Genomic DNA, 26,443 nt, shown 5'->3' with positions numbered 1-26,443 from the left:
GGGGTGGGCCGCGCTCCCCCGCCCGCCGCCCCCCCCGCCGGGGCCGGGGGGCGCCCCCCCCCCCCGCGGGGGGGGGGGGGGGGGGGGCGGGCCCCCCCCCCCCCCACCTCTCCTCTTCTCGGCGGAGGGGGCACCCGGAGTTCCGGTTGCCCCCTCCGCCACGCGTCCGCCGTGGGCCGCTACTGGCTGGTCTGGTCGAACGGGTTGTCCGGGATGCCGTCGGTGGGCGAATTCGTCGGTGTGGACGGGCTCGTCGTCGTCGGCTGGGTCGTGGTCGGCTCGGTCGTGGGGGTCGGCGGAGCGCTCGTGGTGGGCGGCTCCGTCGACGGTTCCTCGGTGGTCGGGGTCGACGACGGCGTGCTGGACGGCGTCTGGCTGGCGGTGGGGAGATCGGTCGGTGCCACCGCCGCGCCCGACGTGGTGTTCAGGTCGAACTCGGTGACCTTCCCCGCCATCGCCTCGAACGTGTAGGCCGCCCAGATCTTCGCCGGGTAGCCACCGCCGTTGACACGGCCGCCCTCCAGGACGAGGCCCGTGGCACCCTTCATGGAGACCTGCTTGTGCGGGGGCTTCGCGTCCTCGCCGAACAGCAGGACCGAGGTGACGAGGTTCGGCGTGTAGCCGGTGAACCAGGCCGACCTGTTGTTGTCGGAGGTACCGGTCTTGCCGGCGACCTGCTGGCCGTCACGGGACGGGTTGTTCCGCACCGAGACCCGGGCCGTACCGTCGTCGACCACACCGGTCAGCACCGAGGTGACCGTGTCGGCGGCCTCCTCGCTGATGACCCGCTCGCCGATCGGGTCCGGCATCTTGACCGAGGTGTCCTTGTGCTCGGCCGTGGCGACGAGCGCCGGGGTGACCTTCTTGCCGTGGTTGTCGAGCGTCGCGTACGCGCCGGCCATCTCCAGCGGGCTCGCGCCCATGGAGCCGAGGGTCTGGGCGGGCACCGCCTGCAGGCCCTTGGTGTTCATGCCGAGCGTGCCCGCGACCTTCAGCACCTCGTCCATGCCGACGTCGACCCCCATCTGCGCGAAGACGGAGTTGATGGACTTGTTCATCGCGGTCTGCACGGTGACGGGACCGTAGCTGGTCTCGTCCTCGTTCGGCGGTGCGAAACCGATGTCGCTGCCCACCACGGGACGGCGGTTGGTGCCGTCGTAGATCGTGTTCGCGGTGATCGGCCTACCGGAGCGCGTCTTGGCCTTCTCCTCCAGGGCGGCCGCGAGGATCATCGGCTTGAACGTCGACGCGGCCTGGTAGTCACGGCGCGTCGCGTTGTTGAAGTAGTGCTTGAAGTAGTCCTTGCCGCCGTACATCGCGAGGACCTTGCCGGTCTTGGGGTCGACCGACACGGCACCGGCCTGGACGTTGGCGTCGACCTTGCGCTTCTTCGGGTCCAGCTTGCTGGTGAGCTGCTGCTTGACGGTCTTCTCCAGCAGCTCCTGCTTCGACTTGTCCACGTTGAGCGTGATGGTCCAGCCGCCCGCGATGAGCATGGCCTTGGCGTCGTCCAGGTCCTCGGCACTGCCCTGGGCGACCAGCTGCTTGGCCAGCTCGTTGTCGGCGGCCTCGACCAGATAGCCGGTCTGGCCCTCCATGCCCGGCGCGCCCTTGGGGTCCTTGGGGACCGGGAACTTCATGGTCGCGCGCTCGCCCGAGTCGAGCCAGTGCTGCTCGACCATGTTGTCGAGGGTGTAGTTCCAGCGGGCCTCGACGAGCTTCTTGCCGGTCTTCGAGGCGACCGCCCAGTCGTACTGGCTCGGGGCCTGGAGCAGCGAGGCGAGGTAGGCGCCCTGCGCGACCGAGAGCTTCTCGGCGTCGACCTGGTAGTAGGCCTGCGCCGCCGCCTGGATGCCGTACGCGTTGCGGCCGTAGTAGCTGGTGTTGATGTAGCCCGCGAGGATGTCGTCCTTGGACTTCTTGCGGTCCACCTTCAGCGAGATGACCATTTCCTTCAGCTTGCGCGTGACGGTCTGGTCCTGGCTGAGGTAGTAGTTCTTGACGTACTGCTGGGTGATCGTCGAACCACCCTGCTTGCCCTTGCCTGAGAGGGTGTTGATCAGACCTCGGGCGGTGCCCTTGAGGTCGATGCCCGAGTCGCTGTAGAAGCTCTTGTTCTCGGCGGCGACGAACGTCTTCTGGACGCTCTTGGGCACCTTGGACAGGTCGACTATCTCCCGGTTGACCTTACCGCTGCGCCCGAGCATCGAGCCGTCGCTGTACTTGTAGATGTTGCTCTGGCGCTTGGCCGCGGCGTTGCCCTCGGGCACCGACACGACCATGTAGAGCACGATGAAGGCGCCCATGCCGAGCAGGCAGAAGCCGAAGAACGTCCCGAGGACCGTCTTCCAGTTCACGAACCGGCGTATGCCGGTGCGGCGGGGCTTGCCGCCCGGCTTCGCCCCGGTCCCGGAGCCTGCCGGTTCGTTCCCGGACGAGCGCTGGGGCGCCGCGCGGCGGCCCTGCACCTGCCGCGCTCGTCTCTCTTCAGCTCGTCCCATGGGTCGATCCGCTCCGCTTCATTCTCGTGTGGCACACAAGTTCGCCGGTCAGGTCAGCTCAGAAAGCTAACACCGCGCGCTATGACAAAGGGGCGCCGATCCGGTCTTTTCCGGACGTGACAATCAGCACGCCCTTGGCACCGCCTCACTGAATCCGACGTGCGGAGGGGCCGGAAGGTTGCCGGGACGGGACAAAGTGAGACGACGAACAGCGCACGGCGGGCGCGCGGACCGGGTCCTTGCCGTGCCGCGCACTCCCGGGTCCGTGCGGGCGGGCGCCCGGGGCCGGGAGGGCGCCGGCTCCGGGGCCGGGAGGCCGGGCGCCCCGGGTCGGCGAGGAGCGGCCGGACGGTTCCAGAACCGTGACAATCGGCCGTGACCAGCCGGTTCTCCACGCCCGGACCGCCACTCCCGCCACCTCTGCACTCCGCGTATACACGTGGTGTATACGCCGTGTGTAGAGTGCCTGGCATGTCCATCGGTCACACCCTTCTAGGGCTCCTGGAGTCCGGGCCGCGCCACGGTTACGACCTGAAGCGGGCCTTCGACGAGAAATTCGGTCACGACCGGCCGCTGCACTACGGCCAGGTCTACTCGACGATGTCGCGGCTGCTGAGGAACGGGCTCGTCGAGATCGACGGGATCGAGGCGGGCGACGGGCCCGAGCGCAAGCGGTACGCGATCACCGAAGCCGGCGTCACCGACGTGCGGCGCTGGCTCGCGACACCGGAGACACCCGAGCCGTACCTCCAGTCGACCCTGTACACGAAGGTCGTCCTCGCCCTGCTCACCCACCGGGACGCGAGCGAGCTCCTCGACACCCAGCGTTCGGAGCATCTGCGGATGATGCGCATGCTGACCGAACGCAAGCGCAAGGGCGACCTGGCCGATCAGCTGATCTGCGACCACGCCCTCTTCCATCTGGAGGCCGATCTGCGGTGGCTGGAACTCACGGCCGCGCGCCTCGACCGGCTCGCCGAGGCGGTGACGGCCCGATGACCCCCACTCCTCCGCCGGGCTCCCTGCTCACCGCCTCGGAGCTGCGCAAGACGTACGGCCCGACCACCGCGCTGGACGGGGCCGACTTCTCCATCCACCCCGGCGAGGTCGTGGCCGTGATGGGCCCCTCCGGCTCCGGCAAGTCCACCCTGCTCCACTGCCTCGCCGGCATCGTCACACCCGACTCCGGATCGATCACGTACGACGGCCAGGAGATGGCGACGATGAACGACGCGGCGCGCAGCGCGCTGCGCCGCTCCGCGTTCGGGTTCGTCTTCCAGTTCGGCCAGCTCGTACCGGAGCTGAGCTGTGTCGAGAACGTCGCGCTGCCGCTGCGGCTGAACGGCACGGGCCGCAAGGAGGCCGAGCGCACCGCGCTGTCCTGGATGGAGCGGCTGGAGGTCGACGACCTCAGGGGCAAGCGGCCCGGTGAGGTCTCCGGCGGCCAGGGACAGCGGGTGGCCGTCGCCCGTTCGCTGGTCACCAGTCCTCGGGTGCTGTTCGCCGACGAGCCGACCGGCGCGCTCGACTCCCTCAACGGTGAGCGCGTGATGGAACTGCTGACCGACGCGGCCCGCTCGACGAACGCCGCCGTCGTGCTCGTCACGCACGAGGCGCGCGTGGCCGCGTACTCGGACCGCGAGGTCGTCGTACGCGACGGCAGGTCCAGGGACATGGAGCGGATCGTATGAGTGCCCGCCAGTGGCCCCGCGACCTCGCCATGGGGGCCAGGTTCGCGGTGACCGGAGGCCGTGAGGCCTGGGTACGGGTCCTGCTGACGGCGGTCGGGGTCGGCCTCGGCGTGGCACTGCTGCTGCTCACGACGGCGATCCCGAGCGCGCTGGACGCCCGGCACCACCGGGAGAGCGCCCGCACCGACATCACGTACAGCTCGACGGTCAAGAAGAAGTCCGACCGTACGCTGCTCGTAGCGAACGTGGACACCACCTTCCGCGACGAGGACGTGCGCGGCCGGCTGCTCGAACCCGAGGGGGCCCGGGCGCCGTTGCCGCCGGGCGTGTCCGCGTTCCCGGCGGTGGGCGACATGGTCGTCTCCCCCGCTCTGGACCGGCTGCTGAAGTCGTCCGAGGGCAGGCTCCTGCGTGAGCGGCTCGACCACCGGGTCAGCGGCACGATCGCCGACAGCGGGCTCGTCGATCCGCACGAACTCGCCTACTACACGGGCGCCGACGGCCTGACGGCCAGCCCGACGAGCACCGGCCGGGTCGAGCGCATCGACGCCTTCGGCTTCGAGGAGCGGTCCGAGGCGATGGACCCCGTCCTGCTGCTGCTCGTACTGATCGTCTTCGTGGTGCTGCTGATGCCGGTCGGCGTGTTCATCGCCGCGGCCGTACGGTTCGGCGGTGAGCGGCGCGACCGACGGCTGGCGGCGCTGCGGCTGGTCGGCGCGGACGGGCGGATGACCCGGCGCATCGCGGCCGGCGAGGCACTGGCCGGGGCGCTGGTCGGACTGCTCCTCGGCGCCGGGTTCTTCCTGATCGGGCGCCAGCTCGCGGGCCTGATCATGCTCTTCAGGTTCAGTGTCTTCCCGGGCGACCTCAATCCGGCGCCCGCCCTGGTGGCGCTGGTGGCCCTCTCGGTCCCGGCCGCCGCGGTCGCGGTGACGCTCTTCGCGCTGCGCGGCGTCGTGATCGAACCGCTCGGCGTGGTCCGTACGGCACGGCCCTCGCGGCGCCGGCTGTGGTGGCGGCTGCTGCTGCCGCTGGGCGGCCTCGCGATGCTGTACCCGATGATCGGGCAGGGGCGGTCCAACGGGAACTTCAACGAGTACCTCGTCATCGGCGGTGTCCTGCTGCTGCTGGTCGGCATCACCGCGCTGCTGCCCTGGGTGGTCGAGGCGGTGGTGGCCCGGCTGAACTCCGGTGGCGTCGCCTGGCAACTGGCCGTTCGCCGACTCCAGTTGAGCAGCGGCTCGGCGGCCCGCCTGGTCAACGGCATCGCGGTGGCGGTGGCCGGCGCGATAGCCCTGCAGATGCTGTTCACCGGGGTCGACGGCGACTACACGAAGGTCAGCAAGAACGACCTCACGCGGGCCCAGATGTCCGTGAACGTGCCGGACGCGGTGCCGATGGACAAGGCGGTCCGCGAGCTGTCGGGGACCAGGGGGGTCACGCGGACGACCGCCCTCGGACGGGGCTACCTGGGCGACGGACGCGACGAACCCGAGCGCCAGTCGAGCGTGACGGTCGGCGACTGCGCGGCCCTGCGGGAGTCGGCCCGGCTGCCCTCCTGCGAGGACGGCGACGTCTTCGCGGTGGAGAACACCGAGTGGGACGAGAACACCGCGGCGCTCGACAAGGCCGGTACCAAGCTCTACCTCGACCCGTCCGACGGCTCCTTCTCCCAGGGCAAGGAGGTGCCCTGGACGGTGCCGAAGGACATCAAGCGGGCGGACTCGCGCAAGGACCCCTCGGGCGACGAGCGCGGCGGCTTCCTGTTCACGCCCGGCGCGCTGCCCGAGCGGGCCGCGTCCACCGTGCACGGGACGGTCTATCTCCAGCTCGACGAGTCGGTGCCGGACGTCCGTGAACTCGTCCGCAACAGCGCGGCGCGGATCGACCCGCACACCGAGGCCAACACCTGGACCGCGACGACCGAGACCGGGAAGTTCACGTCCGTCCGTACCGGGCTGTTCGTCGGTGCGGCCTGCGTCCTCATGCTGATCGGGGCGAGCCTGCTGGTCTCCCAGCTGGAGCAGCTCCGGGAGCGCAAGAAGCTGCTGTCGGCGCTGGTCGCCTTCGGCACCCGGCGCCGCACCCTGAGCATGTCGGTGCTGTGGCAGACCGCGATCCCGATCGCGCTGGGGCTCGGCCTCGCGTCGGTCGTGGGGCTCACCCTCGGCACGGTCCTGCTCAAGATGACGGGTACCCCGGTGAGCGTGGACTGGGCGAGCGTGCTGTCGATGACCGGCATCGGCGCGGGTGTCGTGCTCCTGGTGACCCTGCTCAGCCTGCCACCGCTGCTCCGGCTGATGCGGCCGGACGGGCTGCGCACGGAATAGGGCGCCGGACGGACGCGGGCGCGGCGGGGGGCGCCGGCCGGTGCCCCCCGTGCCGCCGCCGGTGGCCCTCCCCGTCCGGGGAGGGCCACCGGTTCGCGTTCAGAGGCTGTACTCCTTCACCACGCGCCGGACCTGCGCGAAGAGCATGCCCACGTTGACGGCCTTGCGGCAGACGACCACGGCGACCACGTCCTGCGTGTCGTTCATCCGCACGAACAGGTGGGTGAGGTTGTCGCTGTTGACCAGGATCTCCTGGAAGAAGTGCGCGTCGGACTCGATGCCGCGCCGCTCCTTGAAGACGTCCTCGATCATCTGGACCGTGCGCCCCTGGAACAGGTCGAGGGTCGCGCCCGCGAGCAGGTCCAGGACCTCCGGCGGATGGTTGTCCACGGTCTCGTAACTCAGCAGCATGCCGGTCGACATGTCGACCGCTCCTGAGGCTACGCAGTCCGGAGCGTCGGTGCGCAGTGATTTGACCAGGCCCATGATCTGGTCGGAGAACCCCGGCGTCATTCGCTTGCTGGCCATGTCGTCATACCCCTTCGGTCGCGGTCTCGGTCACGGCTCCGACGAAAGCGTCGGGTGCCGCGGGAGGTGCGGGGAGCGGATCGGGACCGGCCCCGGTGAGGATCGATCCGATGCGGCCGAGAGCCGGCCGGGTCTGCTCGTGGAGCCGTTCGAGGTCGATGCCCTCGTCGCCGAGGACGATCATCAGGGCGGTGTCGCCGACCGCGTAGAAGGCCGCGAGGCCCTGGCTGCCGTAGGTCACGGTCTGGCGGAACGCGCCCCGGCCGGTGACCGCGGTCGCGCGGCGCGCGATGCCGAGGCCCGCGGCGGCGATCGCGGCGAGGCTCTCCGGGTCGATGATGTCGGCGGTGTCGGCCGCGATGAGCATTCCGTCGGCGGCCGCCACCGCCGTATCGGTGATTCCGGGCACCTGTTCCCGGAGTTCCCTCATTTCTCTGGCCAGTGCCTCATGATTCATGTGTCGAACTCCCTGATGATGATGCGCATGTGATCGTTGACAGGTATTTCGGTTTCACGTTCCGGAGTCCGGGGTCCAGATCCGGTGCCGGAGCCGGAAGAATCCTTTCCAGCTCGCCCCGACCCTTTCCGGGGCGAGGTTCTCGGCCATTCCGCTCGCTCCGGGATCGCGGCGGGGCAGCGACGGGGCGTGCGTGCCGGGCTCTCTGCGGGGCAGGGACGCGATCGCCTCGGGTCGCGGGCCGGGGTCCGGCCGGGGCTCCGGTTCGGCGGACCCCCCGGCGGCCACCGCGGAGGACAGGGCGGAGAACACCTCGGGGTCCAGGGCGGGCGGGGCGCCGGTGGGCCGCTGCCGGAGCGCTCCGGTCGGCAGGCCCCGTACGGTCACGCGGGTGGCGGAGCCGGGCTCCGCCGGCAGTTCCAGCAGCCCCTCGCCGAGCATGCGGGCCATTCCCACCGTGACGGTGTAGGCGCCGAGACCGGTGGCGAAGGCGATGTCACGGGCGGTCCGGCGGCCGTCGGCGTGGGCCATCAACTCCTTCTGCGGCGGCGGGAGTTGAGCGCATATCTCGTCCGGCACCGCGGCCGGGACGGGGCGTTCCCGGTCCGGCCGTACGGGCCACGGCAGGGCGGCGACGGCCGCGAGCTTCCTCGCCGCGTCCTGGAGCAGCCGCCCCGGAGCCTCTCCGAGGGCGACCGGGGCGTACGGCTCGAAGGCGGCGTCGAGCGGGTCGCACGCCTCCACGTCACCGGCCACGACGGCGAAGGCCGCGTCCTGCATCGCCATCATGCAGACGACCCGGAGCTGTGCGGCCCCCGCGTAGCCGTGGGCGACCAGCCCGGCTTCTGGCCACCGGCTGCCGCCGGCCTCGCGCAGCAGTCCGGCCCACTGTTCTCCGCTGACGCGGCCGGAGCGCAGCAGCCGCGCCTCCGCCCCCGGGGCACCCGGACTCTCGACGGCGACGACACAGCCGTCCCGGAGATGGAAGACTCCTCCGGGCTTTCCGGACACCCGCAGTTTTCCCGTCACCCGTGCGCTCTGGCATTCGCTCAGCGCGCGCGACAGCAGGTCGTATCCGACCCTGCCAAGGGAATCCCGAATGCCCGACATCACTCCCCTTGGAACTTCCGGCACTTCGCACAGACGCCTGACGATTCACCCTGAGGAGGTATGTGTATCAGCCGTGCCGGATATCCCAGCGAGAGTCGCACTACCTGACGGAAGTTGAAATATCCCGGCCCCGGAAGGACATCATCGGTCGCCCGAATGACCGACTGTGCACGGCAGTTCAGGCCTTGGTGCCCAACACCCTGACGGGCAGCGGGCGCAGAGCCTCGCGCAGGGCCTCCGCCAGTTCCCGGTACTCCGTGCTCCGCGCGGCGCCCGACCGCATCGCGAGCGCGATCCGCCGGGTGGGCGCCGGGTCCGCGAAGTACCCGGTGAGGAGCTGGTCGCTGCGGGTGGTCTCCACCTTGACGGCGGTACGCGGGAGCAGGGTCACCCCGAGACCGCCGGCGACCAGCTGGACGAGGGTCGACAGGCCGGCGGCGGTCGTGGTCACGGGGGCGTCCGCGCGCCCGGCCTCACGGCAGATGTCGAGGGCCTGGTCGCGCAGGCAGTGGCCCTCGTCGAGCAGCAGCAGCCGCAGTTCCCGCAGCGCCTCGCGCGGAATGCCCTCCTGTCCGCCGAGCGCGTGGCCGAGCGGAGTCACCAGCACGAAGTCCTCGTCGAACAAGGGGAGTTCGACGACGCCGGGCACACCGAGGGGGACCGCGAGCAGCAGCAGGTCGAGCCGGCCGGCCGTCAGACCCTCCAGCAGGCTGGCCGTCTGCTCCTCGTGCACCTGGAGGTCGAGGTCGGGGTAGCGGTCGTGGACCAGACGCAGGACGGTCGGCAGGAGGTAGGGGGCGACGGTGGGGATGGCACCGAGGCGCAGCGCTCCGGTGAACGGCGCGCGTACGGCCTCCGCCTCCTCCATCAGCGCGCCGACCTCGGCCAGTACGGCCTTCGCGCGTACGGCCAGACGCTCACCGGCGGGAGACAGGAGCACTTTGCGGGTCGTACGCTCCAGCAGGGTCACCCCGAGGGTCTCCTCCAGGGCGGCGACGGCGCCGGACAGCGCGGGCTGGCTCATGCCGATCGCGGCGGCCGCGTCCCGGAAGTGCAGATGCTCGGCGACGGCGGTGAAGGCGCGCAGCTGCGCGAGGCTGGGGCTGCGGCGCCCGCCGCCCTTGCCGCCCGCTCTGCCGGTGGGGCTCGCCATGGCCTCGCCTCTCGTTCCGGCTGGGTTCACCGGACGTCACTGATAGCCGTACTCGATCAACACGACCAAGTGTAGCTATTTCCCGAATCAATGCTGCCTGTGCCACGATCGAGGTCGTCCACCCCCTTAGGGAAACGCCCCCAAAAAGGGCTGCCCTTTGCTGCTAGGAGAGTTTGTGCTCACTGTCGGTGACCAGTTCCCCACCTTCGACCTGACCGCCTGTGTCTCGCTGGAGAAGGGCCAGGAGTTCGCGCAGATCGACCACAAGACCTACGAGGGCAAGTGGAAGATCGTCTTCGCGTGGCCCAAGGACTTCACCTTCGTGTGCCCCACCGAGATCGCGGCCTTCGGCAAGCTGAACGACGAGTTCGCCGACCGTGACGCGCAGGTGCTGGGCTTCTCCGGCGACTCCGAGTTCGTGCACCACGCCTGGCGCAAGGACCACGACGACCTGCGTGACCTGCCCTTCCCGATGATGGCCGACTCGAAGCACGAGCTCATGCGCGACCTCGGCATCGAGGGCGAGGACGGCTTCGCCAAGCGCGCCGTCTTCATCGTCGACCAGAACAACGAGATCCAGTTCTCCATGGTGACCGCCGGCTCCGTCGGCCGTAACCCCAAGGAGGTCCTGCGGGTCCTGGACGCTCTCCAGACGGACGAGCTCTGCCCGTGCAACTGGACCAAGGGCGAGACCACCCTCGACCCGGTCGCCCTGCTGGCCGGTGAGTGACCTTCCATGGCTCTCGACGAACTGAAGTCCGCCATACCGGACTACGCCAAGGACCTGCGCCTGAACCTCGGTTCGGTGATCGGCAACAGCGACCTCCCGCAGCAGCAGCTCTGGGGCACGGTGCTGGCCTGCGCCATCGCCTCGCGCTCCCCGCGCGTCCTGCGTGAGCTGGAGCCCGAGGCGAAGGACCGGCTGTCGCCCGAGGCGTACACGGCCGCCAAGTCGGCCGCCGCGATCATGGCGATGAACAACGTCTTCTACCGGACGCGGCACCTGCTGTCCGACCCGGAGTACGGGACGATGCGGGCCGGTCTGCGGATGAACGTCATCGGCAACCCGGGTGTGGAGAAGGTCGACTTCGAGCTGTGGTCGCTCGCCGTCTCCGCGATCAACGGCTGCGGGCAGTGCCTCGACTCCCACGAGCAGGTGCTCCGCAAGGCGGGCGTCGACCGGGAGACGATCCAGGAGGCGTTCAAGATCGCGGCCGTGCTCCAGGCCGTCGCCGCCACGCTGGACGCCGAGGCGGTCCTCGCCGAGTAGTCCTCGCGCGCCCGAGCGGCTTGCAACCCGCTCGAACTCTCAGGGCCCCGCCCACCTTCACGGTGGGCGGGGCCCTGTGCGTTCACGATGGGCGGGGCCCGGCGCGTTCACACCGGGCGGGCCTTGTGCGTTCACGCCGGGCGGGGCCTGTGCGTTCACGCCGGGCGGGGCCTGTGCGTTCACGCCGGGCGGGGCCTTGGGCGTTCTGCTGCGCGGGGCCGCCGCTACGGCGTCAGCCGGTGGGCCGGGGACGCGTCGACCGCGGTGGCTCCGCGCGGCTCGGGGGCGTGGCGCAGATCCGCTTCGGCGGCGTACGACCGCAGGTACACGACCACCGTGTTGGTCACCGCGACCAGCGGGACCGCGACGACCGCTCCGCCGATGCCCGCGATCATGCCTCCGGCGGCGACCGACAGGACCACCGCGAGGGGATGGACGCGGACCGCGCGGCCCAGGATGAAGGGCTGGAGGATGTGGCCCTCGATCTGCTGGACGGCGAGGACCACGATGAGTGTCATGACGGCGGCGAAGACGCCCTGGGTCACCAGCGCGACCACCACGGCCAGCGCCCCGGAGATCACCGCGCCCACCAGCGGGATGAACGCGCCGAGGAAGATGAAGACGGCGAGCGGCACGGCCATCGGGACCTTGAGGATATAGATGCCCAGGCCGATGAAGATCGCGTCGATCAGGGCGACGATCACCGTGCCGCGGACGTAGGCGGTGAGCGTGCGCCACGCGCGCGGGCCCGCGCCCGCGACCCCGGTCCGGGCGGCGGCCGGGACGAGCTTGAGCGACCACTCCCAGATCCGCTTGCCGTCGTAGAGCAGGAAGAGGGTCGAGAACATCGTGAGCAGGATGCCCGTCAGCGCCTCGACGATCACCGTCACGCCCTGGAGGCCCGCCGACGTGATCTGGTCCGTGTTCGCGCCGATCGCCTCGCGGAGGTTCTTCGCGATCTCGTTGATCTGCTTGTCCGTCACATGGAACGGGCCCTTGAGGAGCCACTTGCGCAGCTCGTCGATGCCGTCCTGGATCTGGTTGGAGAGGTTGTCGATGTTCTCCTGGACCTGCCAGACCACGAACCAGCCGACCAGCCCCATGATGACGAAGCCGAGGATCGCGGTGAGCGCGGTGGCGAGCCCGCGCGGCACCCCGAAGCGGGTCAGCCGGGCCACCGTGGGCTGGAGCAGCGCGGTGATGAGCAGCGCGGCCACGAAGGCGAGTACGACGAGCTGGACGGCGCTGATGACCCGCATCAGCACCCAGACGGTGCCCGCGAGGATGAGCAGCCGCCAGCCGGCCTCGGCGGCGACACGCACGCCCCACGGCACGGCGAAGGCGGGGTCGGGACGGTGGTGGGGCGGCGGTGCGTGGACGGACGCCGCGGCCTTCTCCTCGGAGGGGCGCTGGACCGGGAGCGCGGAGGCGTCGGCGTCCGCCGGCGGTTCGTCGGAGAGCCCGGAGGTCACGGGGTCTCTCGGGAGGGTGCCGGGTGCGTCGAGGGGGGCGGGCCCGTCGCGGCCGTCCTCGCCGTCGAGGGGGCCCTGCGTCTCCAACTCCACCTCGGCGCGGCGCTCGTCCAGCCGCTCACCGAGCTCGGTGAGTCCGGCGCCGATCCGGCCGAGCCATCCTGGTACACGCGACATGATGCGTCCTCTTCCCCCGCCGCTCCCCACCACTCCCCCTGGAGTCGTCGGGTCCGACCGTACATGGCCGAAGCCCCTCCCCCTAGGACGGGGAGGGGCTTCGCAAGGTTGAGCCGCCGGCGTAGGGCGTGGAACTCAGTACCAGTGGTTGGCCTGCCAGAACGACCATGCCTCACAGGGGCTGCCGTAGCGGCCGTTCATGTAGTTCAGGCCCCACTTGATCTGGGTGGCCGGATTGGTCTGCCAGTCGGACCCGGCGGACGCGTACTTGCCCGCGGGCAGGGCCTGGAAGAGACCGTAGGCACCCGACGAGGCGTTGACGGCGTGGTAGTTCCAGCTCGACTCGTGGTTCACGATGTTGCTGAAGCACTGGAACTGACCGCTCGGCACCATCTGCGCCGCCATCGCCTGGATCTGGGCGACGGTGTACGAGGACTGGACCGAGAAGCTGGAGGAGTCGCGCGTCGCGGAGCGGCTGGCCGCTTCCTCCGCTTCCTTGCGCTCCTTGGCTTCCTTCTCGGCCTTGGCCGCGGCCTTCTGCTTCGCGACAGCGTCGTCGGCCGCCTGCTTGCGGGCGGCTGCCTCCGCGTCCTTCTTGGCGCTCGCGTCGGCGGCGATGGCCTGGGCGTCGGCCTGCTGCGTCAGGGACGCGGTCTGCACCTGGGCCTGCTGGCCCGCAGGTATGTCAGCGAGGAGAGTCGAGTCGCTCGCCGTCGCCTCGGCATCGTTCGAGGGCTGGGCGACGCTGCCCGAGGCAACTCCGACCACGCTTCCGACGGCGGTGACCGCGGTGGCCGAAGCCACTGCGAATCCCCGGACCGAAATCCGGCTCACACGGTTTCCTTCCAGCATCGCCCGTTTAGGTGACCCTCGCGGACGCAATCGTGCCCCTCGGCGCTGGCCTCCCAACTGCGGGGTCACGGGGAGACACGGGCCCGGTGGGCAACTCCCGCTGGGGGAGCGCCGCGTGGTGCGCGGGCGGCATACGACGGCTCTATGGAGTTCTGAGGTTCCGGTGTTGCCGTACCGCTGGGGATACAGCTGTGTCGTATGCGGGGCCTGACAGGAATGAGACTCTAGCCGTAACCCGACTCCGCACGGCAATTCCGCGTCGCGTGTGAAAGCTCACACCCCGTTTGCCTCAGCTGTTTCCTGGAAACCCCAGCGCAGCAAGGCGCCGCCCGGCTAGGCTCTTCGCCTTTGCCGGACGGCGCCAACCAGCGTGCATGCACCACCCTTTGGCCAGGTGGGACAGCCGGGATCAGATCTGCCCGTCCTCCAGCATTTCGGTCACGAGTGCCGCAATCTGGGACCTCTCGGAACGATTCAGCGTGACGTGCGCGAAGAGCGGATGGCCCTTCAACTTCTCTACGACGGCGACCACTCCGTCATAGCGCCCGACGCGCAGATTGTCCCTTTGTGCCACGTCATGGGTCAGAACGACCCGTGAATTGGCGCCGATCCGGGACAGAACGGTCAACAGGACGTTCCGCTCCAGGGACTGGGCCTCGTCCACGATCACGAACGCGTCGTGGAGCGAGCGGCCGCGGATGTGCGTGAGCGGCAGGACCTCCAGCATGCCGCGCGCGGTGACCTCCTCGATGACGTCGCGGCTGGTGACCGCGGAGAGCGTGTCGAAGACCGCCTGGGCCCAGGGGCTCATCTTCTCGGACTCGGAGCCGGGCAGATAGCCGAGCTCCTGCCCGCCCACCGCGTACAGCGGCCGGAAGACCATCACCTTCTGGTGCTGGCGGCGTTCGAGGACGGCCTCCAGGCCCGCGCACAGCGCGAGCGCGGACTTGCCGGTGCCGGCCCGGCCGCCCATCGACACGATCCCGATGTCCGGGTCGAGCAGCAGATCGAGCGCGATGCGCTGCTCGGCACTGCGGCCCTTGATGCCGAACGCCTCCCGGTCGCCGCGTACGAGCCGGACGTCGCCGTCGGCGGTGACACGGCCGAGGGCCTTGCCGCGCTCCGACTGGATCGTCAGCCCCGTGTGCACGGGCAGGCGGGCCGCCTCGGGGACATGGACGTGTCCCTCTTCGAAGAGGATGTCCACCTGTTCGCCGGCCAGGTTCAGTTCGGACATTCCGGTCCAGCCGGAGGAGCCCGTGATGGCGAGTTCCGCGCGGTACTCCTCGGCGAGGAGACCCACGGAGGACGCCTTGATCCTCAGCGGCAGGTCCTTCGAGACGACGGTGACGTCGTATCCCTCGGCCTGGAGGTTGCGGGCGACCGCGAGGATACGGGAGTCGTTGTCCCCCAGGCGGTACCCGCTGGGCAGGACGCTGGGGTCCGAGTGATTGAGCTCGACGCGTACCGTCCCGCCGAGGTCCCCGACGGGAATCGGGGAGTCGAGGCGGCCGTGCCGGACCCGGAACTCGTCGAGCAGGCGCAGCGCCTGCCGGGCGAAGTAGCCGAGTTCGGGATGGTGCCGCTTGGCCTCCAGCTCCGTGACCACGACGATCGGGAGCACCACTTCATGCTCGTCGAAGCGGCTCAGGGCGTTGGGATCGGCCAGCAGGACGCTGGTGTCGAGAACATAGGTGCGCCGGTCAGGCGTGCGGCGCTTTGTGCTGGTCACCACGGAAGGACGTACCCCCTCGGATGAGGTCGGGGAGCGACGAAGGAGATCTGGACCGGTTTCCGGCACCGATGCACGGGCCGGGAACCGGCCCTCCGCTTCGTCCGTGCTGACCGCACGATCGGGCTGGTGCAAAGGGCCTCCCGGGCGGACGGCCCCGTGCCGTCCGCTGAGATACGACACCCGTGGTTCGGGCGTCGACCTGCCAGGCTTATGCCCTCGAACGAGCCAAGCCATGCCAGGGCATATGACGGCGCGTTCGTTAACTCCCGATGACGGGTGTCCCTCCCGGGTGTCCCGGACGACGCGGGACACCCGGCGGTTCAGCCTCCGTAACGGCGGTGTCGCGCCGCGTAGTCGCGCAGGGCGCGCAGGAAGTCGACTTTCCGGAAGGCCGGCCAGAAGACTTCGCAGAAGTAGTACTCGGAGTGGGCGGTCTGCCAGAGCATGAATCCGGACAGCCGCTGCTCACCGCTGGTGCGAATCACCAGGTCCGGATCGGGCTGGGCACCGGTGTAGAGGTGCTTGCCGATCAGGTCGACGTCGACGCGGTCCGCGAGGTCCTCCATCGAGGTCCCCTTGTCGGCCGCGTCGAGGATCATCGAGCGCACGGCGTCGGCGATCTCCTGCCGGCCGCCGTAGCCGATGGCGACGTTGACGACTATCCCCTCGACGTGGGCGGTGGCCTCCTCGGCCTCCTTGAGGGCCGACTGCATCGGGGAGGGCAGGATGTCCCGCGTCCCGACGTGGTGCACCCGCCAGCGGCCGTCGGCCGCCAGCGTGCGGACGACGCCCTCGATGATGCCGAGGAGCGGACCGAGCTCCTCCTGCGGGCGGTCGAAGTTGTCGGTGGACAGCAGCCACAGGGTGACGACCTCGACATCGGTCTCGGAGCACCAGCCGAGGAATTCCCCGATCTTGTCCGCTCCGGCCCGGTGTCCCTGGGCGGTGGTGGAGCCCGCGGCCTTCGCCCAGCGGCGATTGCCGTCCATGATGACCCCGATGTGCTTGGGCACCTGGTCGTGGTCGAGGTGGCCTTCCACCCTGCGTGCATAGAACCTGACCAGCAGACGGCGCAGGTTGTCGCGCAAGGTCACGTGTTGTCAGCCCCTCCGTGCGGATCGGACAGCCGCGTGCGAGCACAGTTCCTGTCCATATGGCGGTCCCCCGGGGCGAAGCCTACCCCTGCGAAACGCGAGGGCTGCCGAGGGGCCTGTGCACCCTGGCATAGGTTCGTCCCCATGAACGACCCCACTCTGTACCGGGCCGCAACGGAGCGGTACGACTCGATGGAATACCGGCGTACGGGCCGCAGTGGCCTCAAACTGCCCGCGGTCTCGCTCGGCCTGTGGCACAACTTCGGCGACGACCGCGCGCTGGACTCCCAGCGCGCGATCCTGCGCCGCGCCTTCGACCTCGGCGTCACCCACTTCGACCTCGCCAACAACTACGGACCGCCGGAGGGCTCGGCGGAGCTGAACTTCGGCAAGCTGCTGAAGGAGGACTTCGCCCCGTACCGGGACGAGCTGGTCATCTCGACCAAGGCGGGCTACCTCATGCACCCCGGCCCCTACGGCGAGTGGGGCTCCCGCAAGTATCTGCTGTCCTCCCTGGACGCCTCGCTGCGACGGATGGGCGTCGACCACGTCGACATCTTCTACTCCCACCGCTTCGACCCGGACACCCCGCTGGAGGAGACGATGGGCGCGCTCGCGTCCGCCGTCCAGCAGGGCAAGGCGCTGTACGTCGGGGTCTCCTCGTACAGCAGCGAGCAGACGGCGGAGGCGGCCAGGATCCTGACCGGCATGGGCGTCCGTCCGCTCATCCACCAGCCCTCGTACTCGATGCTCAACCGCTGGACCGAGGACGACGGTCTGCTCGACACGCTGGAGGCGGCCGGCATGGGCTGCATCTCCTTCGCGCCGCTCGCGCAGGGTCTGCTGACGGGCAAGTACCTCCAGGGCATCCCGGAGGGCTCGCGCGCCACCCAGGGCAAGTCGCTGGACCCGGGCCTGCTGAGCGACGAGGTCGTGCGCCGGCTGAACGGGCTGAACGACATCGCGGCCCGGCGGGGCCAGTCGCTCGCCCAGCTCGCGCTCACCTGGGTGCTGCGCGACCAGCGGATGACCTCCGCCCTCATCGGGGCGTCCAGTGTGCGGCAGCTGGAGGAGAACCTGGCGGCGCTGGCGGCCCCGGAGCTCACGGACGAGGAGCTGAAGGAGATCGACACGTTCGCGGTGTCGACCCAGGGCACGAACATCTGGGCCCAACGCCACTGAGTCACCGTGATCCCGGGCCGCGCGGGGTGGCCCCTCCGGGGGGCGCACGGGGGCGCCTGCCGGGCGGGCCGTCGCGGGCACAAAAAACGGGCCGGTCCGTGGGGGGGGAGACGGACCGGCCCGAGGGGGGGTTTCCACCATAACCCTTCGTAAGTGATGCTGCGTGCATCCGCGTGCCACAACTACTCTCCGGAGTCGCCCGGCAACGCCACGATGAGCGCGGAACCATCGATTCCGGGTGCGATCATGGCTGAATCATGGCTGATTCAAAGGGAATCGTGAAGGATCGGCAGAGATCCAAGGGGTCCATGACCACTCTCGGGGCGTGGCGCCGCCGAGGCCGTCCGTACTCCGGGTGGGTGATCCGCGTGGCGGCCTCGCGCTTGACTCCCCCGCTACCTTCGCCCCCATGACCACGTTCACGACGGACGGGACGCCCGAGCCGGTCCCCCTGGAACTCGCCGCCACGGCACGCGCCCGACGGCGGGGGCTGCTCGGACGCCAGGGGATCGAGGGCGCGCTGCTGCTCACACCGGCGAACTCGGTGCACACCCTGGGGATGCGGTTCGCGATCGACGTCGCCTATCTGGACCGGTCGTCGCGGGTCCTGGCGGTGCGCACGATGCGTCCGGGCCGGCTGGGACTGCCGCGACCCCGGGCCCGGCAGGTCCTGGAGGCGGAGGCCGGGTCGATGGAACGATGGGGCGTGCGGCGCGGGGTGCGGATCACGGTCCGGCACGGCTGACGTCACGTCACCGGAAGGGCAGCACCGCGCAGCCCCCTCCTCTGCGCGGTGCCACACGCGCAGCTTTGCTGACGCGAATTACCTTGGTCTGAACTTACGTCAGCCAAACATTCCTGGCGACAGCCGATCGATAACGATGTGGAAACCCCGTGCGGATCTCCCGCACGGGGCGCGCCGCACCCCGTTCCGCCGCCCGCCGTCCGGACGGACATCTCCCACCGAGCGGCCCCCATTGGGGGGTTTTCGGTCAATCTGCTCGGGCGGGCGTGGATCATGCCCCGCGGGCCTGCGGATCAGGGGACCAGCGGGCGCACCTGTCCGGCCGCGAAGCGGACGAAGCCCTCGGGGTCCGGCTCGTCGGCGGTGGGCTGGAGGACCACCGTGTCGGCGCCGGCGTCCACGAGACGCCGGACGACGGCGGCGACGGCGTCCGCGTCGCCCGCGACCCCGAGGTCCGGGACGGCGCTCCCGCCCTCGGCCTCGGTCTCGGCGCGCAGCCGGGCACCGGCGTCCGCCCCGGTGGCGGTGCGCAGATAGACGACGACCCGGTGGTGACCCCGCGTCCGGCCGGCCCTCTGCCGCCCCTCCTCGATGAGCCGGCGGGCCCGCCGCACCCCGTCGACGGTGGTGGAGGCCGTGAGGACCGTGCCGTCGGCGGCCTCACCGGCCAGGCGGAGCGTACGGGGCCCGGTGGCGCCGGTGAGGATCTCGGGCGCGTCGGCGGGCGGCCAGTCGAGGGCGACTCCGTCGAGTCTCACGTACCGCCCCCGGGTGGTCACGCGCTCGCCGCGCAGCAGGGCGCGCAGCGCGTCGAGATGCTCGCGCAGCAACGTCATGGGCGACTCGGCCCGCGCCCCGACCTGTCCCATCCAGTCCTGGACGCCGTGGCCGACCGCGACGACGGCCCGGCCGGGGAACAGCCGGTGCAGGGTGGCGGCCTCCATCGCCGTGACGGCGACGTTCCGCAGCGGGACGGGCAACAGTCCCACTCCCACCCGCAGACGCTCGGTCCAGGCGAGCGCCGCCGCGGCGGCGGAGATGCCCCCTTCGAGGAAACAGTCCTCCCACAGCCACAGTTCCTCGAGTCCCGCCTCCTCCGCCTCGCGCGCCATGGCGCGCAGCCGCTCGGGGGGCAGTTGGGGCCGGAACACGACACCGAGTGAGGTCATGACGGCTTCCTACCCAGGCGACCCGGCCGACCCACCGGACTCAGCCGTTCACGCGTCTTCGGTACCGGCCGTCCCCGGGGCATCACCCGTGCCCGCGGCGGTGTCGCGCTCGTAGCGCAGGAGGGCGACGCCGTTGCCGAAGGTCCGCGTCTCGATGAGGCGGAGGTCGGTCGGCGCCTCGGACTCCGGGAACAGCGGCTTGCCGACCCCGAGGAGGACGGGGTGCACGTACAGCCTGATCTCGTCCACGAGGCCCAGCCGCAGGAACTCGGCGGCGACATCGGCGCCGCCGAGCGCGAGGTCGCCGCCCTCCTGCGCCTTCAGCTCCAGGATCTCCTCGGGCACGACTTCCCGTACGACCGTGGTGTGTCCCGTGCCGCGCTCCAGCGTCCGCGAGAACACCACCTTGGGAATGTTCCGCCAGATCCCGGCGAACTCGGCCATCTCCGGGCTGATGTCCGGGTCCTTGTCGGCCGTCGGCCAGTACGCGGCCATCAGCTCGTAGGTCAGCCGTCCGGACATCAGGGCTCCGAACCCTCTGATCAGGTCGTTGAAGTGCTGGTGCAGTTCGGCGTCCACCCGGTGCCAGTCGATCTCGCGGTTCGGGCCCTCGATGTATCCGTCGAGGGACACCGACATCATCAACACGATCTTCCTCATGGCGGACTCCATCGACCTCGTGCGCGACCCGTTCGTCGGGGGCATGCTGCCAGGAGGCCGGGCCCGGGAGAAGGTGACGCGCGCGTCAGGCGCTGTTCCCGTCGGCGGCGCCCCTCGGGAAGGTCACCTCCACCCGGCGGTTCTTGCGGCGGCCCTGTTCCGAGGTGTTGTCGGCGATCGGGTAGTCCTCGCTGTAGCCCCGCACCTCGAAGGTGATGTCCGCCTCCGAGGAACCGAGCGCGGCGGCCAGCCGGTCGTGCACCTCTTCCGCGCGCTTCTTGGAGAGGGTCAGACCGTGCGCGTACGAGCCGAGGTTGTCGGTGAACCCGAAGACGCGGACGGTCGTCGCGTGCTGGGCCTTGATCTCGTCCGCGATGGCCTGGATACGGGACTGGGAGTCCGGGTTGAGCTTGGAGCTGTCCTTGGGGAAGAGGACCTCCGCCTGGAGCGCGAACGTCACGTCCGAGTTGGTGTCCTCCCGGCGCTCCTCGCCGCCCAGGTCCTCCACGACCGACTTGATGTCCAGCACCTTGGCGGGCGCCAGGGTCGCGCCGTCGGCGAGCTTGAGCCCCGGGCTGTTGGCGTCGACGTCGGGGGGCGGGGAGGTGGTGACGCTGCCGGGCGGGGCACTGGGGTCACCGTCGTCCGCGTACGCGGGACCCGGCAGGCCGAGGGTGATCAGCACGGCGAGGGCCGTGAACGTGGTCGCGGCGGCACGGGGCGGGAGGGCCATGGGTCAGCCCTCGGAGATCTCGATGGAGGCGGGTGGCATGGAGCCGACCTGGAAGTCGACGGCGGTGGTCGCGGCGGGGGGAGCGGGGAACTGGGCGAACCAGTCCGCCGACTTGCCGGCGTCCACGCCGCCGCCGTCGAACTTGGTGCACAGGCAGCGTCCTTGCGTGTCCCGCAGGACCAGGTACTTCTTCTTGCCCTTGCTGTCGGTCAAGGCGGCTCCGGCCATCGAGGCGCCGTTCCGGCTCAACTCGCGTTCGTCCCCACGCCAGTTCGCGGCAACCCAGAACTGACCGCCACCGTTGGTCACCGTTCCGCTGACGGTCACGAATCCACCTTGGTCCCGCACGGCCGAGGTGATCGTGAGCGTCACGTCGTCGCCCTTGACCTCGGCCAGTATCTGGTCCTGGCTCGCTGTCGGCGACGCCTGATTCGCATCGTCGCCGCCCCCCTTGTCGGACTGGGAGGAGGACGAACCGCCCTTCGGCTTGTCTCCGCCGTCTCCGGCGCCGCACCCGGACACCGTGAGGAGCAATCCGGTGCTGACCGCCACCGCGGCCATGGCCCTGCGGCCCTTCATGGTGTGCCGGAGATCCATCGGTACGGCTTCCTCTCACTCGGCCAGATGCACAGAGAACAGCACGGACGCGTCGGGGAGGTCGTCCGAATCGAAGTCTTCAGGATCGATGTCCACGGGATCCCCGTCGCAGTCCAACTGCACGAGCTTCGTGGGATCCGCGTCAGTGGCGAACGTGCAGCGCGGCTCGATGACCGCCGTCGCCTGAGCCTTGGCGTGCCGGGCCTCCGTGCCCGGGATGATCGAGCGTCCGACCGTGTAACGGGTCTCGATCTCCACGTGATAGCCGGGAAATCCGTTCACGACGGCGGGTTGGGCCCCGCCCAATACCGTCGAGTCGTTCTCGGCGGCCAGCCGGTCGGCGGCGGCGGACGCCCCTGCGCCATGGAACTTGTCGCCGTTCAGCCAGTCCAGCCAGTGGTCGTCCGTGCCGATGGCTCCCATCAGCCCGTCCACGAGCTCGTCGCGAGAGTCCTGCGCGGCCGCCAACGCCGCAGCGTCCGCCGCGGATTGAGCTCCATTGCGGGCGGACGCTGCTTGAGCGAAAACGAAGAAGGCGAACGCGGCGAAGAGCAGGATCCCCGTCAGCCAGATGTAGATGGGGAGGGTCTGCCCGCGATCGCCGCGGATCGAAAGGGTCAGCCTCCAGTGACCTGGGTGACCGCGTTCCGGATCGCGCCGGAGATCAACCCGTCCAGGCCGATCTGGTCGATCAACGTGAAGATCCCCGCGATGATGATCATCAGGCCCGCGTACTCCACGAACCCCGCGCCCGCGTCCCGGTGGGCGCCCCGCGTCCGGGAGATCACCGTTCGGGTCCATGCGGTGAACCTGTTCATCAGGACTGCCCTCCCTGCCGACGCCACTAACGACCCGAGCACCGTACGTGAGAAGTCGCCTACCGCGAGTGGGCCCAGGGGCCCAACTTCGCTGGTGGGCGACGCGGGGCGGAATCATCGGCCCCACCCCTCGTGGGTCGTACCCAGCCAGTGGGCGATCGCTTCGCTCCGCGAGGAACTGTGCAGCTTCGCGAAGATGCGATTGATGTGATTCTTGACGGTCTTCTCCGCGATGAAGCAGGTGGCGGCGATCTGGCGGTTGTTCATACCGGCCGCGATGAGGTCCATCACCTCCACCTCCCTTGAACTCAGGCCGAACTCGGACTGATGGTCGGCATGCCGGTGAAGTCCCGCCGCCGGCAAGGGCCGAGCCTCCGACGACTGTGCCACAGCAGATTGCAGATGCGAAGAGAATACGTGCGGTTGGTACGAAACTCCGAGTGAATCCGGGACAGCCGGGCGTCCGTGACGCACTTCCCGTACGGCGGCGATCAGTTCGGCCGCCGTGAACTCGCCATGGACGAGATAGCCGGACGCGCCTTTGCGCAGGGCTTCCGCCACGACCTCGGGTTCGCGGCTGTACGTCAGCATCATCACCGGGGCGATCGCGCACAGTTCGGGCAGCGCGGTGAGGCCGTCCGTGCCGGGCATCCGCACGTCGAGAAGGACCACGTCCGGGACGAGAAGAGCGGCGCGGTCCAGTGCCTCCGCGCCGTCCCGCGCCGCCGCGACGACCGCGATGTCGGGGTGCGCGTCCAGCAGCGCTGTCAGACCGGCCCGGACGACCGGGTTGTCGTCGGCCACGAGGACACGCAGGGACGGGCCGGAAAGTGCCTGGTCAGACATGTGCGGCCTCCTCTTGGGAAGTGGGGGGAGCGGGAAGGGCGGCCGTCGAGAGCGGCAGGGTCAGCCGGACCTCGGTGCCCCCGCCGAGGGGCCGGTCCAGCCTGATGTGGCCGCCGGCACACGCGGCCCGTTCCGTCATGCCGAGCAGGCCGAAATGGCCGGATCTCGTCCAGGCGGCGAGCGCGGCGGGGGTCGCCGGCGCCGGGAGGCCCACGCCGTCGTCCCGGACGAGCAACGCGAACTCCCTGTGCGAAACGTCGAGTTCGATCGTCACCGCGTTCGCGCCCGCGTGACGGTGGGCGTTCTCCAGCGCCTCGGACACGATCGCGAGGACGTGGTGGGCGGCGGCGCTGGGCAGGACGGCGGCGGCGCCCCGGTGCCGTACGGCCCCGGCGAGCCCGGTGCGGCCCTCGAAGTCGGCGCTCATGCGGCCGAGTTCGGGGAGAAGGTCGACGTCCGGGTCGGTCAGGTCGGTGTGCCTCCGCAGGTCCGACAGGAGGGTGCGGGACTCGGCCGCGGCGAGGCGCGCGGCGTCCGCCACGACGGTCGCCTGCCGTTTGAGCGTCCGGGGGTCCGCGCCCTCCGAGGAGGCGGCCAGCGCCTCCGCGGCCAGCGCGAGACCGTACAGCGTCTTGGCCACGGAGTCGTGCATCTCGCGTGCCAGCCGGGCCCGTTCGGACTCCACAGCCTCCGCGACGGCGAGCCGGCTGGTCGCCTCGGCCAGGGCCTGGCCGGCCGTGCCGAAGCGGAACAGCAGATTGCGCAGGGTGACTCCGATGATGCCGGCACCGACGCAGAAGCCCGCGATGAGCAGGGTGTTGGAGCCCGCTCCCGGCCGGTGCTCCCAGGCCCTGAACACCATGAGCAGCACGGTGAGCTGGAACCCGGTGAAGACGCCCGCGCCGCGCCAGCCGTAGAGCAGGCCCGACAGCAGCGGGGTGCAGACCGTGGCGTAGGCGAGGGGGGAGGCCGGGGACGCGGTGAGGAGCAGGACCGCGCCGAAGGTGAGGTCCAGGCCCATCAGGGTCGGGTGGGCGAGGAGGCGGGGGCCGAAGCGGTCCCAGTCCCGGAGCATCGCGTAGGAGCCCATGACGCCGAGGACGGCGGCGGCGAGGACCGCGTAGCGCAGGAGGCCGCCCGTCGCGTTCGTCATCGCGAAGGGGGCACCGACCGCGATGGCCGCGAGGCGGACGGCGAAGGCCTGACGGCACAGGGCCTGGAGGGCGTTGAGCTGGAGGCGGATGCCGCCGGGTGCGGGGGCGTCGTCCGCGAGGTAGCCGGTGCCCCGTTGTTCGCGGGAGCGTGCGAGCCGAAGGGACCGGCGCGCACGGCTTCGCGCGAGCCGGAGGGGCCGGCGCAGCCGAGCGCGGACCGTGTGGCCCCGGCCGCCGGGGAGGCTCTTCATCAGCGCCCCAGGATCGAGCCGAAGTCGGTGCCCGAGCCCAGGAACATGCCCGTCGCGATGAGGATCATCGTCGCCGGGAGCATGAACACCAGCGTGACCATGGTGGCCTTGGGGATGGTCTTCGCGGCGCGGCGGCGGGCGTTCTGGGCGTCCGTGCGGCGCATGTCGGTGGCGAGCTGGATGAGGGTCTCGGCGATCGGGGAGCCGAGTTCCTCGCCCTGCTGGAGTGCCGAGACGAACTGGGCCACCTGCTCGGAGGAGTTGCGCCTGCGGAGTTCGTCGAAGGCCTGGCGACGGCTGACGCCCATGTCCATCTGGCGCAGGGTGATGCGCAGTTCGTCCGCCCAGGGTCCCTCGTACTTCTCCGCGACGCGGTCCAGGGCCTGGCGGAAGCCGAGGCCCGCGGAGACGACGACCGCGAGGACGTCGAGGAAGTCGGGCAGGGTGCGGTCGATGACCTCCTTGCGCTCCCGGACGGCCTGCCAGATGAGGGCGTCCGCGGCGACCAGCCCGAAGGCCAGTGTGAGCACGGCGAAGAGGAGCTGGCCGTTGGAGAGGAAGACCAGACCGAGGACGACGCCGAAGACCCCGTACACCGCGCGGCGGGCCGCGTAGCGGTTCAGGGTCAGACCGCCGGGGTTGCCGGCCATGTCGATGCGCCGGCGTTTGGCGTCCACGCGCCGGGGCCCCATCAGTCGCAGGACCGTCGGCGCGAAGCGCATGCCGAGTCGGTCGACGGCCGAGTCCGCGGCCGAGACACGGGTGCCGCCGACCTCCAGGGCGAGCTGGAGGTCGCTGGGGAGTTTGACCTCGGAGCGGATCATCCGGACGCCCAGGAGGACGCCCGCGACGGCCGCGCCCATCAGGACGGCGAGCAGCAGCGGCGGCAACGTGATCCCTCCCTCATACTTCGATCTTGCCGAGGCGGCGGATGACGAAGAAGCCCACGGTGTAGAGGCCGAGGGCGAGCAGGACGAGGCCCTGGCCGAGCGGGGAGCCGGTGACGCGGGCGAGGGCTCCCTCGTTCGAGGAGTTGATCAGCACCAGGGAGCCGATGCCGAGGAAGGGGACCGTGAAGGCGGTCGCGTTGACCTCGGAGAGCATCGTGCGGACCTCGCGGCGGGTCTCCTTGCGGTCCTCCAGGGTCTGGGTGAGGTTGCGCAGGGAGCTGACGACGGAGCCGCCCGCCTTGTTGGCCAGGACGAGGGTGGTGACGAGGACGATCAGCTCGCGGGAGGGCAGCCGCTCGGAGAGTTCCCCGAGGGCGTCGTCGATGGTGCGGCCCAGCATCAACTGATCCGCCACGTGCGCGAGTTCCTCGCCCGCCGGGGCCTCAAGCTCTTCCGCCGCCATGGCGAGCGCCGTGCGCAGGGCGAGGCCGGCCGCCGTCGCGTTCGCCAGCAGGCGTGCCACGTCGGGGAGTTGGTTGATGAACGCCTCGATGCGTTTCTGACGCTGCCAGTTGAGGAAGATGCCCGCGCTCCACACGCCGAGCAGGGCGGCGATCGGGCCGAAGAAGGGGGCCAGGGTCGCGGCGGCGATCAGCCACAGGGCGACGACCACGGCGGTGACGTAGGTGAAGAACTCCCCCGCCGTGAGATCGAGTCCGGTGGCCGTCAGGCGCAGGTGGATGGTGCGGCCGAGGCGGGTGCGGCGCAGCCTGCGGTCGACGCCCGCGAAGTGGCGTGCCCGGCCGTCCGCCGTGTGCGGGACGCCGCCGCCGGAGAGCCGGTCGAGGAGGTCGCGGCGCTGGGCGCGGCCGGAGGCGTAGGTGTGCACGCCCGCGACGGCGAGCGTGCCGCCGAGGATCGTCCCGCCGAGGGCGAGGAGCGCGGGGTCGTTCACGGCTGCCTCCCTTCGGAGGTGAGGGGCTCGGAGCTGAGGGCCTTGGGGGTGAGGGGCTTGGGGGTGAGGGGCT

The 26,443-nt window shown here is 70.5% G+C and carries 26 protein-coding genes; 7 read left to right on the top strand and 19 right to left on the bottom strand.

Annotation, left to right across the window (positions count from 1 at the left end; all coding sequences use genetic code 11):
* Window positions 1-179: 179 nt before the first annotated feature.
* Window positions 180-2,501 carry a transglycosylase domain-containing protein gene (locus ACF07B_RS35140; protein WP_392181898.1) on the bottom strand — a complete coding sequence of 774 codons (2,322 nt, stop codon included), beginning with the start codon at window positions 2,499-2,501 and terminating at the stop codon, window positions 180-182.
* A 471-nt stretch (window positions 2,502-2,972) separates the two neighbouring features.
* Here ACF07B_RS35140 and ACF07B_RS35135 point away from each other — a divergent pair, with 471 nt between their 5' ends.
* From ACF07B_RS35135 to ACF07B_RS35125, 3 genes are read left to right on the top strand one after another with little or no spacing between them, the layout of a single operon-like run.
* Window positions 2,973-3,500: a PadR family transcriptional regulator gene (locus tag ACF07B_RS35135; protein ID WP_369484983.1), complete on the top strand. Its 528-nt coding sequence runs from the start codon at window positions 2,973-2,975 to the stop codon at window positions 3,498-3,500.
* A complete protein-coding gene (locus ACF07B_RS35130) occupies window positions 3,497-4,192 on the top strand; it encodes an ABC transporter ATP-binding protein (RefSeq protein ID WP_369484985.1) in 696 nt (231 codons plus the stop codon). The genes ACF07B_RS35135 and ACF07B_RS35130 overlap by 4 nt, the downstream gene beginning before the upstream one ends.
* Window positions 4,189-6,522, top strand: coding sequence for an ABC transporter permease (locus tag ACF07B_RS35125; RefSeq protein WP_392181897.1), 2,334 nt, complete (start codon window positions 4,189-4,191; stop codon window positions 6,520-6,522). The genes ACF07B_RS35130 and ACF07B_RS35125 overlap by 4 nt, the downstream gene beginning before the upstream one ends.
* A 99-nt stretch (window positions 6,523-6,621) precedes the next feature.
* Here the strand turns inward: ACF07B_RS35125 and ACF07B_RS35120 are convergent, their stop codons facing one another.
* The 4 genes from ACF07B_RS35120 to ACF07B_RS35105 form a co-directional block, all read right to left on the bottom strand.
* Complete coding sequence (locus ACF07B_RS35120; RefSeq protein ID WP_392181896.1) at window positions 6,622-7,050, bottom strand: hypothetical protein; 429 nt, start codon at window positions 7,048-7,050, stop codon at window positions 6,622-6,624.
* Window positions 7,051-7,054: 4 nt separating this feature from the next.
* Window positions 7,055-7,507 (bottom strand): roadblock/LC7 domain-containing protein, encoded by a 453-nt coding sequence (locus ACF07B_RS35115; protein ID WP_392181895.1) that lies wholly within the window; start codon window positions 7,505-7,507, stop codon window positions 7,055-7,057.
* Between the two features lie 54 nt (window positions 7,508-7,561).
* Complete coding sequence (locus ACF07B_RS35110; protein WP_392181894.1) at window positions 7,562-8,617, bottom strand: MarR family transcriptional regulator; 1,056 nt, start codon at window positions 8,615-8,617, stop codon at window positions 7,562-7,564.
* Between the two features lie 178 nt (window positions 8,618-8,795).
* Window positions 8,796-9,770 (bottom strand): LysR substrate-binding domain-containing protein, encoded by a 975-nt coding sequence (locus tag ACF07B_RS35105; RefSeq protein ID WP_392181893.1) that lies wholly within the window; start codon window positions 9,768-9,770, stop codon window positions 8,796-8,798.
* Between the two features lie 175 nt (window positions 9,771-9,945).
* Here ACF07B_RS35105 and ACF07B_RS35100 point away from each other — a divergent pair, with 175 nt between their 5' ends.
* Together ACF07B_RS35100 and ACF07B_RS35095 are read left to right on the top strand one after the other, a co-directional pair.
* Window positions 9,946-10,500, top strand: a complete 555-nt coding sequence (locus tag ACF07B_RS35100; protein ID WP_326785758.1) for a peroxiredoxin — start codon at window positions 9,946-9,948, stop codon at window positions 10,498-10,500.
* Window positions 10,501-10,506: 6 nt separating this feature from the next.
* On the top strand, window positions 10,507-11,040 hold the full coding sequence (locus ACF07B_RS35095; RefSeq protein WP_369484994.1) for an alkyl hydroperoxide reductase: 534 nt from the start codon (window positions 10,507-10,509) through the stop codon (window positions 11,038-11,040).
* Window positions 11,041-11,264: 224 nt separating this feature from the next.
* On the opposite strand, the gene ACF07B_RS35090 is transcribed toward ACF07B_RS35095, so the two are convergent.
* The 4 genes from ACF07B_RS35090 to ACF07B_RS35075 all read right to left on the bottom strand — a co-directional run bounded on the left by ACF07B_RS35090 (window position 11,265) and on the right by ACF07B_RS35075 (window position 16,370).
* Complete coding sequence (locus tag ACF07B_RS35090; RefSeq protein WP_392181892.1) at window positions 11,265-12,689, bottom strand: AI-2E family transporter; 1,425 nt, start codon at window positions 12,687-12,689, stop codon at window positions 11,265-11,267.
* Window positions 12,690-12,824: 135 nt separating this feature from the next.
* On the bottom strand, window positions 12,825-13,523 hold the full coding sequence (locus tag ACF07B_RS35085; RefSeq protein WP_369484997.1) for a lytic transglycosylase domain-containing protein: 699 nt from the start codon (window positions 13,521-13,523) through the stop codon (window positions 12,825-12,827).
* 427 nt (window positions 13,524-13,950) lie between these two features.
* Window positions 13,951-15,276, bottom strand: coding sequence for a PhoH family protein (locus ACF07B_RS35080; protein WP_362397118.1), 1,326 nt, complete (start codon window positions 15,274-15,276; stop codon window positions 13,951-13,953).
* A gap of 320 nt (window positions 15,277-15,596) precedes the next feature.
* Window positions 15,597-16,370: an isoprenyl transferase gene (locus ACF07B_RS35075; protein WP_261702254.1), complete on the bottom strand. Its 774-nt coding sequence runs from the start codon at window positions 16,368-16,370 to the stop codon at window positions 15,597-15,599.
* A 144-nt stretch (window positions 16,371-16,514) separates the two neighbouring features.
* Between ACF07B_RS35075 and mgrA the strand changes: the two genes are divergently transcribed.
* Entirely contained in the window at window positions 16,515-17,552 is a 1,038-nt protein-coding gene (gene mgrA / locus ACF07B_RS35070; protein WP_369484999.1) for an L-glyceraldehyde 3-phosphate reductase, read from the top strand.
* A 409-nt stretch (window positions 17,553-17,961) separates the two neighbouring features.
* Entirely contained in the window at window positions 17,962-18,297 is a 336-nt protein-coding gene (locus ACF07B_RS35065) for a DUF192 domain-containing protein (protein ID WP_362397126.1), read from the top strand.
* Window positions 18,298-18,590: 293 nt separating this feature from the next.
* Here ACF07B_RS35065 and ACF07B_RS35060 read toward each other — a convergent pair whose 3' ends face one another.
* The 10 genes from ACF07B_RS35060 to ACF07B_RS35015 form a co-directional block, all read right to left on the bottom strand.
* Window positions 18,591-19,466 (bottom strand): LLM class flavin-dependent oxidoreductase, encoded by an 876-nt coding sequence (locus ACF07B_RS35060; protein ID WP_392181891.1) that lies wholly within the window; start codon window positions 19,464-19,466, stop codon window positions 18,591-18,593.
* Between the two features lie 48 nt (window positions 19,467-19,514).
* On the bottom strand, window positions 19,515-20,126 hold the full coding sequence (locus ACF07B_RS35055) for a dihydrofolate reductase family protein (protein ID WP_392181890.1): 612 nt from the start codon (window positions 20,124-20,126) through the stop codon (window positions 19,515-19,517).
* Between the two features lie 85 nt (window positions 20,127-20,211).
* Window positions 20,212-20,859 carry an OmpA family protein gene (locus ACF07B_RS35050; protein ID WP_384237185.1) on the bottom strand — a complete coding sequence of 216 codons (648 nt, stop codon included), beginning with the start codon at window positions 20,857-20,859 and terminating at the stop codon, window positions 20,212-20,214.
* 3 nt (window positions 20,860-20,862) lie between these two features.
* On the bottom strand, window positions 20,863-21,456 hold the full coding sequence (locus ACF07B_RS35045) for a hypothetical protein (RefSeq protein WP_369484394.1): 594 nt from the start codon (window positions 21,454-21,456) through the stop codon (window positions 20,863-20,865).
* 15 nt (window positions 21,457-21,471) lie between these two features.
* Window positions 21,472-22,065 carry a pilus assembly protein TadG-related protein gene (locus tag ACF07B_RS35040; RefSeq protein WP_392181939.1) on the bottom strand — a complete coding sequence of 198 codons (594 nt, stop codon included), beginning with the start codon at window positions 22,063-22,065 and terminating at the stop codon, window positions 21,472-21,474.
* A gap of 8 nt (window positions 22,066-22,073) precedes the next feature.
* Window positions 22,074-22,274, bottom strand: coding sequence for a hypothetical protein (locus ACF07B_RS35035; protein WP_369484395.1), 201 nt, complete (start codon window positions 22,272-22,274; stop codon window positions 22,074-22,076).
* Between the two features lie 114 nt (window positions 22,275-22,388).
* Window positions 22,389-23,120 (bottom strand): response regulator, encoded by a 732-nt coding sequence (locus ACF07B_RS35030; RefSeq protein ID WP_392181889.1) that lies wholly within the window; start codon window positions 23,118-23,120, stop codon window positions 22,389-22,391.
* A complete protein-coding gene (locus ACF07B_RS35025; RefSeq protein WP_392181888.1) occupies window positions 23,113-24,525 on the bottom strand; it encodes a sensor histidine kinase in 1,413 nt (470 codons plus the stop codon). The genes ACF07B_RS35030 and ACF07B_RS35025 overlap by 8 nt, the downstream gene beginning before the upstream one ends.
* Window positions 24,525-25,415 (bottom strand): DUF5936 domain-containing protein, encoded by an 891-nt coding sequence (locus tag ACF07B_RS35020; RefSeq protein WP_392181887.1) that lies wholly within the window; start codon window positions 25,413-25,415, stop codon window positions 24,525-24,527. The genes ACF07B_RS35025 and ACF07B_RS35020 overlap by 1 nt, the downstream gene beginning before the upstream one ends.
* 13 nt (window positions 25,416-25,428) lie before the next feature.
* Window positions 25,429-26,370, bottom strand: a complete 942-nt coding sequence (locus tag ACF07B_RS35015; protein WP_369484399.1) for a type II secretion system F family protein — start codon at window positions 26,368-26,370, stop codon at window positions 25,429-25,431.
* Window positions 26,371-26,443 lie beyond the last annotated feature (73 nt).

This window comes from Streptomyces sp. NPDC015532 (assembly GCF_043078065.1).
Classification (GTDB): Bacteria; Actinomycetota; Actinomycetes; order Streptomycetales; family Streptomycetaceae; genus Streptomyces.
This window is presented reverse-complemented; position numbering and strand designations above follow the sequence as displayed.